The organism is Pseudomonas sp. MS15a(2019) (assembly GCF_013277805.1).
Classification (GTDB): domain Bacteria; phylum Pseudomonadota; class Gammaproteobacteria; order Pseudomonadales; family Pseudomonadaceae; genus Chryseomonas; species Chryseomonas benzopyrenica.
Genome location: NZ_VBTN01000007.1, coordinates 14,525 through 29,384, shown reverse-complemented (window position 1 = coordinate 29,384; position 14,860 = coordinate 14,525). Strand labels below are relative to the sequence as shown.

Here is a 14,860-nt window from a genome sequence, read left to right as displayed (position 1 = left end):
AACGCCACCAAGCCTGATCCTGCCAAGGGATTTCTACAGGCGACAGGGTGCCTGGGCCCTGGATGGGCCCGGTGGCGTCAGCCTGTCTGGAACGCCCTGAAGCGCGGACTCAGCGGTCGCCCAGCGCCATGTTGGGCAGGGCCGCCAGCGGCCGCACGAAACGGAAGGGAATGGAGACCATTTCACCGCCCGTGTGGGCCTGGACGACGAAATGCAGATGGGGACCGGTGCTGCGACCGGTGTTGCCCGACTCCGCCAGGGGCGTGCCGATCTCCACCCGCTCCCCGGGTCGCACCTTGACCGAACCGCGGCGCAGGTGCAGGTAGGCGCTCTGGCTGCCGTCCTCGTGGGCGATGCGCACGAAGTTGCCGGAGGGGTTGGGACCATGGCCGAACTGGCCGTTTTCGACGTCGATCACCGTGCCGGCGCGAGCGGCGCTGATCGGCGTGCCCTCGGGCATGGCGATGTCCACCGCATAGCGCCCCTTGGGCGTGTTGTGGCTGAAATCGCCCCCGGCGCCCTGGGTCACGTAGTAGACCCCTTGCCGCCAGGGCCAGGCGTAACCATAGCCGATGCCGTTGTCGGCACCACCCGCGACATTCGTCGCCAGCGACGGCAGGGTGCCGACCGGCAGCTGCGGACTGTAGCTGAAGGCCTGGTCGAAGTGCATGGGAAAGCCCTGCTGGCGCTTGCGGATCACCGCCAGCTGCACCGTGGAGCGCGGCTCGATGACCTGGCGGATCGGGCGCTCGGCACCGGCCACGTTGACGGTGCGTTGCAGGCGCAGTTCGACGCGCACGGGCACGTCGAAATCGTTGCGGACTTCGAAGATGCGACCTTCGCTGCCGTTGCGGACCTTGAGCTTGACCTGCCCCTTGCGGGCCGGGCTCTTGGCGGAGGTCTTGGTCAGGGTCGCCTTTTCGGCAGCCGGCGCAACGGCAGGCACGGCCAGGGCGAGGGTCAGGCAGGTGATCAGGGCGGTCAGGCGTCGGTCCATGGCATAGGGCCACCATGATGGGCAAGGACAGAACCTAACAAAGCCGCGCGAGGCGGGCGATGGTCAAACCGCGGCTTTGTGAAGCCGCTGGCAAAGCATCGTCGCGAATAAAAAAGCGTGGCACTCAAATCCCTGTGCCACGCTGCCACCGATCGGACGGTAGTTCAAATACAGGCCTGATGGTTCAGGCAGGTCAGCCAAGCGGCGGGTGTTCTGTGCGACACTCCCGCAAGAGGCAGGTTTTCGGCGTGCAGGGGGATCGCCCCTTGGGCGCGCCCAATGCTCCGGCCATAGTGCTGCAGGTTAGGTCCTGGCACCTTGACCCTGCCCAACCGAAACGGACAGCCGCTATGCAGGAACAGACAATCGACCCGACGCGAAGCGTGGCTGCGGATGCGCCTATCCCGCCCGCCGGGCCGCTGGTATCCCAGCTTGGCACCTTCGCCCACGGCCAGGCGTGGCCGCCGCATGTGCACGATCAGGCGCACCTGATGTACACGGTCAACGGCGTGCTGGAGGTCACCACCCACGAAGGGGTCTGGTACGTTCCGCCCAAGCAGGCGATCTGGATTCCGCCCCGCGTCGAGCACCAGGCGCGGGCCAACGGCGAGGCCACCCTGCAGGTGGTGATCATCGAATTGCCGAGCGGCCTGCCCTGCCCCGAGGCGGCCACCCGCATGGTGCTCATCTCGCCGCTGCTGCGCGAATTGCTGCGTTGCCTGCGACGCGGCGGTACCTCCTATGGCGAGGCCGAGCTGGGCAGCCATGTGCGGGCGCTGATGCTGGCGGAACTGGTGTTTCTCGAAGAGACGGCCCTGCACCTGCCGGCGCTGGCCGATCGCCGGCTGCAGACCATCCAGACCACGCTGCATGCCGATCCGGCCAACGATACGGCCCTGGCGACCTGGGCGCAGCAGTTGCACCTCTGCTCGCGCAGCCTGGCCCGACTGTTCCTCAAGGAAACCGGCACCAGCTTTTCCACCTGGCGCCAGCACACCCGGCTGATGCTGGCCCTGCCGCGGCTGGCCGCCGGCGAGCCGGTCACCCGGGTGGCCCTGGATCTCGGCTACGCCTCGCCCTCGGCCTTTACCCGGATGTTTCGCCGGGTGCTGGGAGTGTCGCCGAGCGAGTACCTCGACGCCCAGGGCTGAAACTGGACGAGGGTAAGAGCCTGCTCAAAGGCTGGCGAGCCAGAGCCAAACAAGGCCTAGGCGGCCCCACGAAAAGCCCTGAGGAAGCGGATCGGACCCGCGCTCGGGTTTACCGATGGTAAATGAGCATGGCGACGGGGCCGCCCAGGCGGGGCTGGCCTTCCAGGGGCTTTTCAACGCCGTTTGACCGACGCGCAGCAGCCTTTGAACAGGCTCTCAAGGTCCGCCGACGGCGAAATTCGGCAAGCTGTCCACTGCCTGGGCGAAGCGGAAGGGAATGGATTCGACCGCCTCGCCGGTGTTGCGCTGGACCACGAAGTGCAGGTGCGGCCCGGTGCTGCGCCCGGTGTTGCCTGAAGCGGCCAGGGCCTGGCCGGTGCGTACCCACTGACCCTCGGTGACCTTGATCGAACCGCGCTGCAAGTGCAGGTAGACGCTCATGGTGCCGTCGTCGTGGAGGATGCGCACGAAGTTGCCGGAGGGGTGGTTGCCGCGACCGTCCTGAGCGTTCTCCACCTCCACCACCTGGCCGGCGCGCGAGACCACGATGGGCGTCCCCTCGGGCATGGCGATGTCCACCGCATAGCGACTCTTGGGCGTGTTGTGGCTGAAACCACCGCCGGCGCCCTGGCTGACGTTGAAGGGCCCGCCCAGCCAGGGCAGCGGATAGGCGAAACCGGAGGCGAAGACCGGGGTGACACTGCCCATCAGGGTGGTGAGCTGGGGGGTGTAGCGCTGCGGACGACTGGGATCCGGCGCGATCAGGGTCGCCAGGCGGGTCAGGCTGCGCGCCGGCAGGACCTTGCGGATCGGCGCCTCGCCCACCCCGCTGACGTTCTGCAGCGCCGAGAGGCGCAGGGTTACGGTCACTGGCAGAAAGCTGTCGTTGCGCACCTCCAGCACCGTACCGCCGGCATAGTGCCGCGGCTGCAACTTGACCCGCTGGTCCAGCCGCTCGATGGGGTCGTCGCTGAAGGTCATCACCTTGGCGCCCTTCTGCGCCTTGTCGGTGTAGGTGACCACGCCATTGGCATCGACGTACTTGTAGATGGGCGCCGCCAGGGCGGGACCCGCAAGGGTCAACGACAGCAGCAGCAGGTGACGGGCAAGGGGCATGGGCAGGGCGTCAGAAATCCGCGATACCTGAGCGCGAAGCAGTCTCCGTGCCAGCCCCCTCATGGCGTCGCCCTCTTCAGGCGCCCGGCACGTAGTGCCGCTGGGCGGTGCCCTTGGCGATCAGCCGCGACAGGTAGTCGAGCTTGGCCGGGTCCCGGTCGATGAAGCGGAAGTTGACCTGCACCCACTCGCTGGCCGGCGTCGCTTCCAGCGCGGCGAGGGAATGCAGATAGCCGTTGAGGCGCGCCACGTCGTTGCCGTCTTCGCCCTGCTCCAGGTCGAGCACGGCGGTTTCCAGGATCTGCGGCAGTGGATCGCCGCGGCGGACCACCAGCAGGGCTTCCTTGAGGCTGATGGCCTTGATCAGGCAGGCCATGCTGGCGTTGGGCAGGCGCAGCTGACCCTGGCCGAAATTGGCGGCCGCCTTGCCGCGGGCAGGTGCCGGCGGCGCGCTGCCGGTGAGCAGGGCGGCACTGGAGGCGGCGGCCGGCGCCGCGACCGGTGCGGCGGTGGGCTGGACCACGTCGCTGCGGCCGGCGGTCAGGGCACCGAGGGAATCATTGGCGAAGCCGGTAGCCGGGCGCGGCTGGGCGCCGGCCTGCAGCTCGGCGAGCTTGCCGGTGCGCTGCAGGGCCTTCTTGACCTTGGCCGCCAGCTGTTCGTTGGAGAACGGCTTGCCCATGTAGTCGGACACGCCGGCCTGGATGGCCTGGACGACGTTTTCCTTGTCGCCGCGGCTGGTGACCATGATGAAGGGCACGCCCTGGTGGTCCGGCTGGGCGCGAAACCAGCTCAGCAGTTCCAGACCGGTCATGCCGGGCATTTCCCAGTCGCAGAGGATGAGGTCGAAGCGCTGCTTGCCGAGCATCGTCTGGGCGCGGCGACCATCGGCCGCCTCGTCCACCGTCAGCCCGGGAAACAGGTTGCGCAGGCCCTTCTTGATCAGATCGCGAATGAAGGGCGCGTCATCCACCACCAGTACGTTCAACTTGCTCATCGGTCACTCCATGCCAAGTCTTCCAGCATAGCAGGCGGGTTCGGCACGCCACCCGGGGAGTGACCGGACGGATCATTCGCGCGACCGATTGACCTCTTCGGCCATGCGCTTGAGGCCCATGTGCCGTACGTCGGTACCCTGCACCAGGTAGATCACCAGTTCGGCGATGTTGCGCGCATGGTCGCCGACCCGCTCCAGGGAGCGCAGCACCCAGATGATGCTCAGCACCCGCGAGATCGAGCGCGGGTCTTCCATCATGTAGGTGGCCAGTTCGCGCAGGGCGGACTTGTATTCGCGGTCGATCAGCTTGTCGTACTGGGCCACCGAGAGGGCCAGTTCGGCGTCGAAGCGGGCAAAGGCGTCCAGCGCCTGGTGGACCATCTTGCGCACCTGCTCGCCGATGTGGCGGACCTCGACGTAGCCGCGCGGGGCCTCGCCGTCCTCGGTCAGCTCGATGGCGCGACGGGCGATCTTGGAAGCCTCGTCGCCGATGCGCTCCAGATCGATCACCGACTTGGAGATGCTGATGATCAGGCGCAGATCGGAGGCCGCGGGTTGACGGCGAGCGAGGATGCGCAGGCATTCCTCGTCGATGCCACGTTCCATGATGTCGATCTGGTCATCGATGGTGCGTACCTGACGCGCTAGGCCGGCATCGGCGTCGATCACCGCGCGCACGGCGTCGCTGACCTGCTTTTCCACCAGACCGCCCATGGCCAGCAGGTGACTGCGGACCTCTTCCAGTTCGACGTTGTATTGCTGGGAGATGTGCTGCGTGTGGCCTTCTTTGTTGATCATGCTGTCAGTCCTGCCTGAGAGGATCGAGTCGCCGGGTGGGGCACCGGCCTGCCTGGAACTAGCCGTAGCGGCCGGTGATGTAGTCTTCGGTCTGCCGCTTCGCGGGATTGGTGAAGAGGGTGTCGGTGTCGCCGTGCTCGACCAACTGGCCCAAGTACATGAAGGCGGTGTAGTCGGACACCCGCGCCGCCTGCTGCATGTTGTGGGTGACGATGACGATGGTGTAGCGCTGTTTCAGTTCGTGGATCAGCTCTTCCACCTTGAGGGTGGAGATGGGATCCAGCGCCGAGCAGGGTTCGTCGAGCAGGAGCACATCGGGTTGCACGGCGATGGTGCGGGCGATCACCAGGCGCTGCTGCTGGCCACCCGAGAGGCCCAGGGCCGACTCGTGCAGGCGATCCTTGACCTCGTCCCACAGCGCCGCGCCGTGCAGCGCCCACTCCACCGCTTCGTCGAGCACCCGCTTCTGCTTGATGCCCTGGATGCGCAGGCCGTAGACCACGTTCTCGTAGATGCTCTTGGGAAAGGGATTGGGCTTCTGGAACACCATGCCCACCCGCCGCCGCAGCTCGGCGATCTCGGTGCCGCGGGCATAGATGTTCTGGCCGTCGAGCAGGATCTCGCCGTCAATGCGGCAGTCTTCCACCAGGTCGTTCAGGCGATTGAAGCAGCGCAGCAGGGTCGACTTGCCGCAGCCGCTGGGACCGATGAAGGCGGTGACGCACTGGCGCGGGATCTCCAGGGCGATGTCCTGCAAGACCTGCTTCTTGCCGTAGAACAGATTGAGCCGCGGCACCGACAGGGCCACGCCACCTTCGCTCGCCGCAGGCTGGGCGCTGGCCGCGTAGGCGGCGGCGGTTCTGAAGATGGAGGAATCGGAAGGCATGGGGTCTCCTCGGCCGCGGGCGCTAGTCTTCCAGCAGCCGGTACTTTTCGCGCAGCCGGTTGCGCAGGAACACGGCGGACAGGTTCAGCCCGGCGATCACCAGCACCAGCAGCAGGGCGGTGGCGTAGACCAGCGGGCGGGCGGCTTCCACGTTGGGGCTCTGGAAGCCGACGTCATAGATGTGGAAGCCCAGGTGCATGATCTTCTGATCCAGGTGCAGATAGGGATAGTTGCCGTCCAGCGGCAGCGAAGGCGCCAGCTTGACCACCCCCACCAGCATCAGCGGCGCCACCTCGCCGGCGGCGCGGGCCACGGCGAGGATGAGCCCGGTCATCAGCGCCGGGCTGGCCAGCGGCAGCACCACCTTCCACAGGGTCTCGGCCTGGGTCGCGCCCAGCGCCAGGGAGCCCTCGCGGATGCTGCGGGGAATGCGCGCCAGGCCCTCTTCGGTGGCGACGATCACCACCGGCACGGCGAGGATCGCCAGGGTCAGCGAGGCCCACAGCAGCCCCGGGGTGCCAAAGGTCGGCGTGGGCAGGCTGGCCTGGAAGAACAGCTGGTCCAGCGAACCGCCCAGCACATAGACGAAGAAGCCCAGGCCGAAGACGCCATAGACGATGGCCGGCACCCCGGCGAGGTTGTTGACCGCGATGCGGATGGTACGGGTCAGCGGGCCCTGGCGGGCGTACTCGCGTAGGTAGATGGCGGCGATGACGCCAAAGGGGGTGACGATCACCGCCATCAGCAGGGTCATCATCACGGTGCCGAAGATGGCCGGGAAGACCCCGCCCTCGGTATTGGCCTCGCGCGGATCAGCGCTGAGGAATTCCCACAGCTTGCTGCCATAGAAGCCGAGCTTGGCGCCCAGGCCCATGGCGTTGGGCTGATAGGCGCGCACGATGCGGGCGAGATTGAGTTCCAGGGTGCGGCCCTCGACGTCGCGCAGCACCACGCTGTCGCGGCGGCGCTCCTGGCGCAGGCTGGCCAACTGGTCTTCCAGCTCGCCGTAACGGGCTTCGAGCTCGGCGCGGCGGGCGGCGAGGTCGGCCTGGGCGACGGCGTCGAGACGCCCGTCCAGCTCCAGGCCGCGGCCCTCCAGGCGCAGCCGCTCCAGGGCATGATTGACGCCGCCGATGTCCAGCTTTTCCAGCCGCTCCAGGCGCTCGCTCAGGTCGCGGGTGCGCAGCAGGCGGCGCTGCAGTTCGGGCACCGCCGCGGCGCCCTTGGCCACCTGGCGTCCCGCTTCGCGCACCTCCAGTGCATAGCCGTAGAAGTTGCCCCATTCGCGGCGCTCCAGCACCAGGGCGTCGGCCGGGGTCTGGCGATCGCGCAGCCAGTCGCCGACCAGCCAGACGAAGTCGCTGCCATAGAGGTCGCGATTGCCCAGCTTGAAGAGTTCGCGAGTCAGGGTTTCGCCGCTGTCCGGCGGCAGGGTCACCCCGGCACTGCGCAGCCGCTCGGCCGGGATCGTCTCCTGTTCCACCACCTGGCCGAGCACCAGGCGCGCTTCCAGGCCCGGCGGCGTGTAGCGCGCCTGCACCACCTCGGCCGGCCAGAAATGCGCCAGGCCGCGCACGGCGAGGATGCCGATCAGCCCCAGGGTCATGAGCACGGCGATGGCCACGGCGCCGGCGCTGAGCCAGACCCCGGGCGCACCGCCACGCAGCCAGACGCCCAGGGAGCGCCGCCGTCCAACGCCCTGCCGCTGCGGCGCGCCGGTGCTAGAGGGCCGCATAGTTTTTCCTCAGCCGCTGGCGGATCAACTCGGCCAGGGTATTCATCAGGAAGGTGAAGCTGAGCAGCACCAGCGCGGCCAGGAACAGCAACCGGTAATGGGTGCCGCCCACCTCGGATTCCGGCATCTCCACGGCGATGTTGGCCGCCAGGGCGCGCATGCCCTCGAACAGGTTGGCATCCATGATCGGGGTGTTGCCGGTGGCCATGAGCACGATCATGGTCTCGCCGACGGCGCGGCCCAGGCCGATCATCAGCGCCGAGAAGATGCCCGGGCTGGCGGTGAGCAGCACCACCCGCGTCAGGGTCTGCCAGGGGGTGGCGCCCAGCGCCAGGGAGCCCAGGGTCAGGCTGCGCGGCACGCTGTAGATGGCATCCTCGGCGATGGAGAAGATGTTGGGGATGACGGCGAAGCCCATGGCCAGCCCGATGATCAGGGCGTTGCGCTGGTCATAGGCGATGCCCAGCTCCTGGCTCAGCCAGAGGCGCAGGTCGCCGGCGAACAGCAGCCCTTCCAGCGAGGGGCTGAGCCATAGCGCCAGGGCGGTGGTCAGCAGCACCACCGGCAACAGCAGCAGGCTTTCCCAGCCTTCCGGGATCCGCTCGCGCAGCGTGAGCGGCAGGCGCGACCAGCCAAAGCCCGCGGCGAGGATGGCCAGCGGCAGGAGCAACAGCAGGCTGAACAGCCCGGGCAGGTGGTTTTCCACGAAGGGCGCCAGGAACAACCCGGCGAAAAAGCCGAGGATCACCGTGGGCAGGGCCTCCATCAGCTCGATGACCGGCTTGACCGTGCGCCTCATGCGCGGCGCCATGAAGTAGGCGGTGTAGATCGCCGCGGCGATGGCCAGGGGCGCGGCGAACAGCATGGCGTAGAAGGCCGCCTTGAGGGTGCCGAAGGTCAGCGGCGCCAGGCTCAGCTTGGGTTCGAAGTCCGCGGTGGCGGCGCTGGACTGCCAGACCCGCGCCGGTGCATCGTAATTCTCGTACCAGACCTTGCCCCAGAGCGCCGACCAGGAGACTTCCGGGTGCGGATTATCCAGGCGGAAGCCGAGCAGCCGACCGTTCTCTTCCAGCAGCAGCCGGTCGGCGCGCGGCGACAGCGCCAGCACCCCGGCGGCGGGGGCGAGCTGCTCACGCAGCAGGGTGCGCCCGGCGGTGCTGTGGAAGACCCCGAGTTCACCGGCGGCATCCAGCGCGACGAAGCCCTTGCGCCGCTGCTCGGGCACCAGCTGGACGATGGGCGCCGTGCCTAGTTGGAAATCGCGGATATGCCTCAGCACCGGTTCGCCATCCTGGCCGCGGACCATGAACCACTGACTGACGCCACCCTTGGCGGTACCCACCAGCAGCGATACGCCGCCCAGCAGCTGGGCGCTGGCGGTGACCTCGTTGTCGGCGGCATCGAGCAGCTTGTAGTGGCCGTTGAGACTGCCGTCATGCAGGTCGAAGACATCCGCCTGGGCGCGGCCATTGAGGGCATAGAGCCAGCGACCGCGGGGATCGAGGTAGAGCGCCTTGGCCGCGGCGTTGAGCGGCCCGAGGGTGAGCGAGGTACGCACGGGAACGGCCGCGCCACCGGTCACCGGCGCGGCCAGGCCGGCCAGGCGCAGGGCCGTCACCCGGTTGCCCTGGGCCCCGGCCAGCACCAGCAGGTCCTCGTCGCCAGCGATGGCGACCCGCTCCAGGGCCGCGCGCGGCGCGCCCAGGTCCAGGGGCTCGCGCCCGTAGGGGAAGTCCAGTTCAGGGGTGATGACCCGCTCGCCCTGGGGATAGCGGGAAACATAGCGCTTGTGCGCCACCAGCACGCGACCATCGGACAGACCCAGGGCGATCAGCCCACGGGGGGCATCCTGGGCCTGGCTGCTGATGGTGACGCCAGGCGGCAACGGCAGGCGCTCGCGGATGACCGGCTGGCCGTCGGCCAGGGTAAAGAACGTCGCTTCGCCACCCTGGGAGAGGTGCAGGCCGAGGCGATTCTGTTCGTCGACACCCAACAGCAGCGGCGCCCCGGCCGTTGCCAGCCAAGCGGGTTGCGGCAGCGGCTCGGCTTCGAGACTGGCACCGCGCAGCAACGGCAGCACCACATAGGCCAGATAGAAGAAGATCAGGGTGATGGTGGCCAGCACGGCCAGGCCGCCGGCCAGCACCGAGCCCCGTACCAGTCGATCCTGCAGCGCCCGCCAACGTCGCCGCCGGCGCAGTGCAGGCGTGTTGAAGTCCAGCCGAGCGGGGCCGCGAGGATCGGGCGGGGACGGGGGTACCGGGGATATCATGGCGCAGAGCCTAATCACGTCGTGTGACAGAAAGGTTACAGCGAATGGGCGGCCAGGGGCGCCCCGCCCAGTGCGGGCGTTGAGCGCCGGCCGCTCAGTAACCCAGCGTCTTCAGCGCCTGCTGCACCACGGGGGCCGGTAGGGGAATATAGCCGTCCTTGAGCACGGCCTCCTGACCGTTGCGCGAGAGGATCAGGCGCAGGAATTCCCCTTCCAGGGGATTGAGCGGGCGGTTGGGCGCCTTGTTGACATAGACGTAGAGATAACGCGCCAGCGGATAGCGCCCGGACAGGGTGTTTTCCTGGTTGTCCTCGACGTAGTCGGTGGTGCCTTGCCGGGCCAGCGCCAGGGTGTGGACACTGGCAGTCTGGTAGCCGATACCGGAGTAGCCGATGCCACCCAGCGACTGGCTGATGGCCTGGACCACCGAGGCCGAGCCGGGCTGCTCGTTGACGTTGGCACGGAAGTCGCCACGGCACAGCGCCGCTTCCTTGAAGTAGCCGTAGGTGCCCGATACCGCATTGCGGCCGAATCTCTGGATCGGGCGCTTGGCCCAGTCACCGGTCAGGCCCAGGTCGCCCCAGGTCTTGATCTCGTGCGGACCGCCGCACAGCCGGGTGCTGGAAAAGATCGCATCGACCTGCTCCAGGGTCAGCTGCCGCAGGGGATTGTCCTTGTTGACGAAGATCGCCAGGGCATCGATGGCCACCGGCACCGCGGTGGGCTGGTAGCCGAAGCGCTGCTCGAAGGCCTGGAGTTCGGCGTCCTTCATCTTGCGACTCATGGGGCCGATGCTGGCGGTGCCTTCGGTGAGCGCTGGCGGCGCGGTGGACGAGCCGGCCGCCTGGATCTGGATATTGAGATTGGGATACTGGCGCTTGTAGCTCTCGGCCCAGAGCGTCACCAGGTTGGCCAGGGTGTCGGAGCCCACGCTCGACAGATTGCCGGAGATTCCGCTCACCTTCTGGTAGTCGGGGATGGCCGGGTCGACGCCCTCGGCCCGAGCGGTCGTGCCACCTAGCGCCAGGGCGAGCGCCACAGCGGTCAGCGGACCTTTGATGTCCATACCGGATTCCTCGCGGGGATGGGAGACGGGCCTGGGCCGGCGACGCTCAGACGCGACCTGGCACTTTAGCGGGGCATTGTGACGGATTTATGAGAGACCGCCAGCCGTGGTGGCGGGTTCGACTAGGCTGCAAGAGGACCTGCGCTGCACCACCCTGGCGCAGGCCTGGCCTTCGGACCTGCCCTGATCGCTCTCGCTGGCGGCCTTGATGGACCGGACCAACATTTGCACAGCTAAGCATTCATCTCAGTGCAGAGGAACGCACCATGGCCCAGGCTCTTCCGACGTCCTCCACCCCGGCCGCTCAGGCAACCACCGCCCCGCCCTCGCGCGCCAAGCTGATCGCCGCGGCCAGTCTCGGCAACGGCCTGGAGATGTTCGACTTCACGGTGTTCAGCTTTTTCGCCGCCATCATCGGCCAGCTCTATTTCCCCTCGGATACCCCCTACGGCTCCTTGCTGATGGCGGTCGGGGTCTTTGGCGTCGGCTTCGTCATGCGGCCGCTGGGCAGCATGGTGCTGGGCGCCTATGCCGATCGCCACGGGCGCAAGCAGGCCATGCTGCTGACCATCTCGCTGATGGGCCTGGGCAGCGCCCTGATCGCCTTTACCCCGACCCATGCCCAGATCGGCCTCGCCGCGCCGCTGATCCTGCTGTTGGGACGGCTGTTGCAGGGCTTTTCCGCGGGCGGCGAGATCGGCGCCGCCACCACCCTGCTGCTGGAGTCGGCCAGCCCCGGCCGGCGCGGCTTCCATGTCAGCTGGCAGGTGATCAGCCAGGGCGGCAGTGCCCTGCTCGGCGCCGGTCTGGGCGCCCTGCTCACCCGCAGCCTGTCAGAGGCCGAGCTGCATGCCTGGGGCTGGCGCATCCCCTTCCTGGTCGGCCTGCTGATCATTCCGGTCGGCCTCTATATCCGCCGTCAGGTGGACGAGACCTGGAGCGGCGCCGGCACGGTCGAGGGCGGCCCGGTGCGCGCCTTCCTGCGCGAGCATCCGCGGCGCTTCGGCCTGGGCCTGTTGATCGTGATGTCGGCGACCCTGCTGACCTACCTGATGCAGTTCTACATGCCCACCTACATGACCCGCATCGTCGGCCTGCCGGCCACCAGCGCCTACCTGGCCGGGGTAGCGTCCAGCGCCGTGCAGATGGCCGCCGCCCTGGCCGCCGGGCTGCTGCTGGATCGCTTCGGGCGCTACAAGCCGGTGGCCCTGGTCAGCCTGGCGGTGGCCCTGCTGGGCATCTACCCGGCCTTCGTCTGGCTGAACGACCCCCCACCCAGGGCCTGGCCTTCGCCGCCCGCTTCGTGGTGATCACCGCCATGAGCGTCAACATGACCGCCGGGCTGCTGCTGATCCTCGCCGGCCTGCCGCGGCCGGTGCGCGCCACGGGACTGGCCATGACCTACGCCCTGGCGGTGACCCTGTTCGGCGGCACCGCCCAGTTCATCGCCACCTGGCTGATCGAGGCCACCGGCAGCCCGCTCGCCCCGGCCTGGTACCTGATCGTCATGCTGCTGATAGGATGGCTGGCACTGCTGAGCTATCCCGAACGCCACCTGGATTGAGAGAGATCGCCATGAGCCTTGCCACTGCTGCGGATCAAGACGCCACCGCCCGTCATATCGCCGGCTACCTGCCGGACATGGTCGCCCTGCGCCGCGACATCCACCGCCATCCCGAACTGGGTTACCAGGAACAGCGCACCAGCGACCTGGTGGCCGCCGCCCTCTCGGGCTGGGGCTACGAAGTCCATCGCGGCCTGGGCGGCACCGGGGTGGTCGGCACCCTGCGCGCCGGCAGCGGCAGCAAGGTGCTGGGCATCCGCGCCGACATGGACGCCCTGCCGATCCTGGAGACCACCGGCCTCGACTACGCCAGCCAGCACCCGGGGCGCATGCACGCCTGCGGTCACGACGGCCACACCACCACCCTACTCACCGCCGCCCGCTGCCTGGCCGAGACCCGCGCCTTCGACGGCACCCTGCACCTGATCTTCCAGCCGGCCGAGGAAGGCCTGGGCGGCGCCCTGAAGATGATGCAGGACGGCCTGTTCGAGCTGTTTCCCTGCGACCAGGTGTTCGGCCTGCACAACATGCCCGGCGTGCCCACCGGCAAGTTCTGCTTCGTCGACGGCGCCGCCATGGCCTCCTCCGACACCGCCCTCCTGCGCATCCGCGGCCAGGGCGGCCACGGCGCGGTGCCGGACAAGGCCGTCGACCCCATCGTCGCCAGCGCGGCCACGGTGATGGCGCTGCAGACGGTGGTCTCGCGCAACGTGGCGCCGCTGGATACGGCGGTGGTCACCGTGGGCAGCATCCACGGCGGCGAGGCCTCCAACGTCATCCCCGACGCCGTGGAGATGAAGCTGACCATCCGCGCCTTCCAGGACAGCACCCGCGACCTGCTGGAGCAGCGCATCGGCGCCCTGGTGCGCGCCCAGGCGGAAAGCTTTGGCGCCACCGCCGAACTGGACTACCAGCGCGGCTATCCGGTGCTGGTCAACCACGACGGCCCCACTGCCTTCGCCCGCCAGGTGGCCGTGGACCATTTCGGCGCCGACGCCCTGCATCCCTTCGCGCCCATCCCGGCCAGCGAGGACTTCGCCTACATGCTGCAGCAGGTACCCGGTTGCTACCTGTTCGTCGGCAACGGCCCCAGTGCCAACCTGCACAACCCGGCCTATGACTTCAACGATGCCCTGCTGCCAGTGGGCGCGCGCTACTGGGTCAAGCTGACCGAGGCCTTCCTCACCGCCTGAGGCGCCGCCCCGCCGGCACCCTCACCCGGGGCGCCGGCGACGGAATCTTCACGCACGGGCCGCTAGACTGCCCGGTCATCCTTCAGCCACAGAGAGATCGCCATGCGTCGTGTTCCGCGCCTGGGCTGGCGCCAGGGTCTGCGCTGGGCGTCGCCGTGCTGGCCGCAGGCTTCGCCTATCCGGCCTGGCGGCATTTCCATCCGGTCAGTGCGGCCGAGGGCTGGCGCTATCGGGAATTCGCCGCCGACATCCCCATGGTCAGCGCCCTGGCCCTGGATGCCGATGGCAGCCTGTTCGTGACCCAGGAATTTTCCAGTCGCCGCGGCAGTCTGCTGCGGCTGCTGCCCACGGGCGAGCGCCAGCCGGTGCTGGGCGAGCTGTCCAAGCCCGATGGTCTGGTCATGTTCCAGGGCGGTCTGGTGGTCAGCCAGGAAGGCGGGCCGCTGCCGGTGTTTCTCCTGCGCGACGGGCACCGCGACGCCCTGTTCGACGGTAACGATGTCGAGGGCATCGCCACCGATGGCCGGACCCTCTATGCCATCGAGGACCTGCCGCGCGGTCGCCTGCTCAGCTACGACCCGCTGCAACGCCGCCTGGCGGTGCTGCGCGAGGGCCTGGAAGAAGGCGAAGGGGTGGCGCGCTGCCCGGATGGCCGGCTGTTCTATACCGAAAAGGCCAAGGGCTGGGTCAAGCAGTGGCAACCCGGGGGTACCGATACCCTGGTCGCCGCGGGTCTCGACGCGCCGGGCTTCGTGCAGTGCTCGGCCGACGGCCTGTGGATCACCGAAGACGCCACCCACGGCGCCCGGGTGCTGCTGGTGCAGCCCGACGGCCGACTGGTCACGGTGCTCTCGCACCTACGCTCGGCGCAGACCCTGATCCCTCGCGGCGACGGCCATTATCTGGTCGCCGAGCAGGGGCGCAACCGCATCCTGGAATTGTCGCGAGAAGCCGGAGCCGCTCGCTAAGAGTCTGCTCATAATCTGCTGCGCGTCGACGTTGAAAAGGCTTTCGGAATGCTCATTTACGATCTGTAAACTCCGCTTCCTCAAGCCTTTTCGCCTTGTTTGGCTCTAGCTCGCGAG

The 14,860-nt window shown here is 68.2% G+C and carries 13 protein-coding genes; 5 read left to right on the top strand and 8 right to left on the bottom strand.

The window, feature by feature from the left end; all coding sequences use genetic code 11:
* Positions 1 to 109 precede the first annotated feature (109 nt).
* A complete protein-coding gene (locus FEZ61_RS10595; RefSeq protein WP_017639287.1) occupies positions 110 to 997 on the bottom strand; it encodes a M23 family metallopeptidase in 888 nt (295 codons plus the stop codon).
* 350 nt (positions 998 to 1,347) lie between these two features.
* Here FEZ61_RS10595 and FEZ61_RS10590 point away from each other — a divergent pair, with 350 nt between their 5' ends.
* On the top strand, positions 1,348 to 2,148 hold the full coding sequence (locus tag FEZ61_RS10590; RefSeq protein ID WP_026083646.1) for an AraC family transcriptional regulator: 801 nt from the start codon (positions 1,348 to 1,350) through the stop codon (positions 2,146 to 2,148).
* A 216-nt stretch (positions 2,149 to 2,364) separates the two neighbouring features.
* On the opposite strand, the gene FEZ61_RS10585 is transcribed toward FEZ61_RS10590, so the two are convergent.
* The 7 genes from FEZ61_RS10585 to FEZ61_RS10555 form a co-directional block, all read right to left on the bottom strand.
* Complete coding sequence (locus tag FEZ61_RS10585) at positions 2,365 to 3,264, bottom strand: M23 family metallopeptidase (RefSeq protein WP_017639285.1); 900 nt, start codon at positions 3,262 to 3,264, stop codon at positions 2,365 to 2,367.
* 76 nt (positions 3,265 to 3,340) lie between these two features.
* Entirely contained in the window at positions 3,341 to 4,261 is a 921-nt protein-coding gene (locus FEZ61_RS10580) for a response regulator (protein ID WP_173148591.1), read from the bottom strand.
* Between the two features lie 72 nt (positions 4,262 to 4,333).
* Complete coding sequence (phoU, locus tag FEZ61_RS10575) at positions 4,334 to 5,059, bottom strand: phosphate signaling complex protein PhoU (protein WP_007161478.1); 726 nt, start codon at positions 5,057 to 5,059, stop codon at positions 4,334 to 4,336.
* 58 nt (positions 5,060 to 5,117) lie between these two features.
* Positions 5,118 to 5,945: a phosphate ABC transporter ATP-binding protein PstB gene (gene pstB / locus FEZ61_RS10570; protein ID WP_153015331.1), complete on the bottom strand. Its 828-nt coding sequence runs from the start codon at positions 5,943 to 5,945 to the stop codon at positions 5,118 to 5,120.
* A 22-nt stretch (positions 5,946 to 5,967) separates the two neighbouring features.
* Positions 5,968 to 7,680: a phosphate ABC transporter permease PstA gene (gene pstA, locus FEZ61_RS10565; protein ID WP_173148589.1), complete on the bottom strand. Its 1,713-nt coding sequence runs from the start codon at positions 7,678 to 7,680 to the stop codon at positions 5,968 to 5,970.
* Complete coding sequence (locus tag FEZ61_RS10560; protein WP_173148587.1) at positions 7,667 to 9,952, bottom strand: ABC transporter permease subunit; 2,286 nt, start codon at positions 9,950 to 9,952, stop codon at positions 7,667 to 7,669. Before FEZ61_RS10560 ends, pstA begins: the two co-directional genes overlap by 14 nt.
* Before the next feature lie 94 nt (positions 9,953 to 10,046).
* Positions 10,047 to 11,018 (bottom strand): phosphate ABC transporter substrate-binding protein PstS family protein, encoded by a 972-nt coding sequence (locus tag FEZ61_RS10555; RefSeq protein WP_068384553.1) that lies wholly within the window; start codon positions 11,016 to 11,018, stop codon positions 10,047 to 10,049.
* A gap of 266 nt (positions 11,019 to 11,284) precedes the next feature.
* Here FEZ61_RS10555 and FEZ61_RS10550 point away from each other — a divergent pair, with 266 nt between their 5' ends.
* The 4 genes from FEZ61_RS10550 (at position 11,285) to FEZ61_RS10540 (ending at position 14,743) form a co-directional block, all read left to right on the top strand.
* Complete coding sequence (locus FEZ61_RS10550; RefSeq protein ID WP_242455143.1) at positions 11,285 to 12,328, top strand: MFS transporter; 1,044 nt, start codon at positions 11,285 to 11,287, stop codon at positions 12,326 to 12,328.
* 8 nt (positions 12,329 to 12,336) lie between these two features.
* Positions 12,337 to 12,582: a hypothetical protein gene (locus FEZ61_RS24395; RefSeq protein WP_242455142.1), complete on the top strand. Its 246-nt coding sequence runs from the start codon at positions 12,337 to 12,339 to the stop codon at positions 12,580 to 12,582.
* 11 nt (positions 12,583 to 12,593) lie between these two features.
* Positions 12,594 to 13,775: a M20 aminoacylase family protein gene (locus FEZ61_RS10545; protein WP_173148585.1), complete on the top strand. Its 1,182-nt coding sequence runs from the start codon at positions 12,594 to 12,596 to the stop codon at positions 13,773 to 13,775.
* A gap of 155 nt (positions 13,776 to 13,930) precedes the next feature.
* Positions 13,931 to 14,743: a hypothetical protein gene (locus tag FEZ61_RS10540; RefSeq protein ID WP_346342863.1), complete on the top strand. Its 813-nt coding sequence runs from the start codon at positions 13,931 to 13,933 to the stop codon at positions 14,741 to 14,743.
* The last annotated feature ends 117 nt before the right edge of the window (positions 14,744 to 14,860 follow it).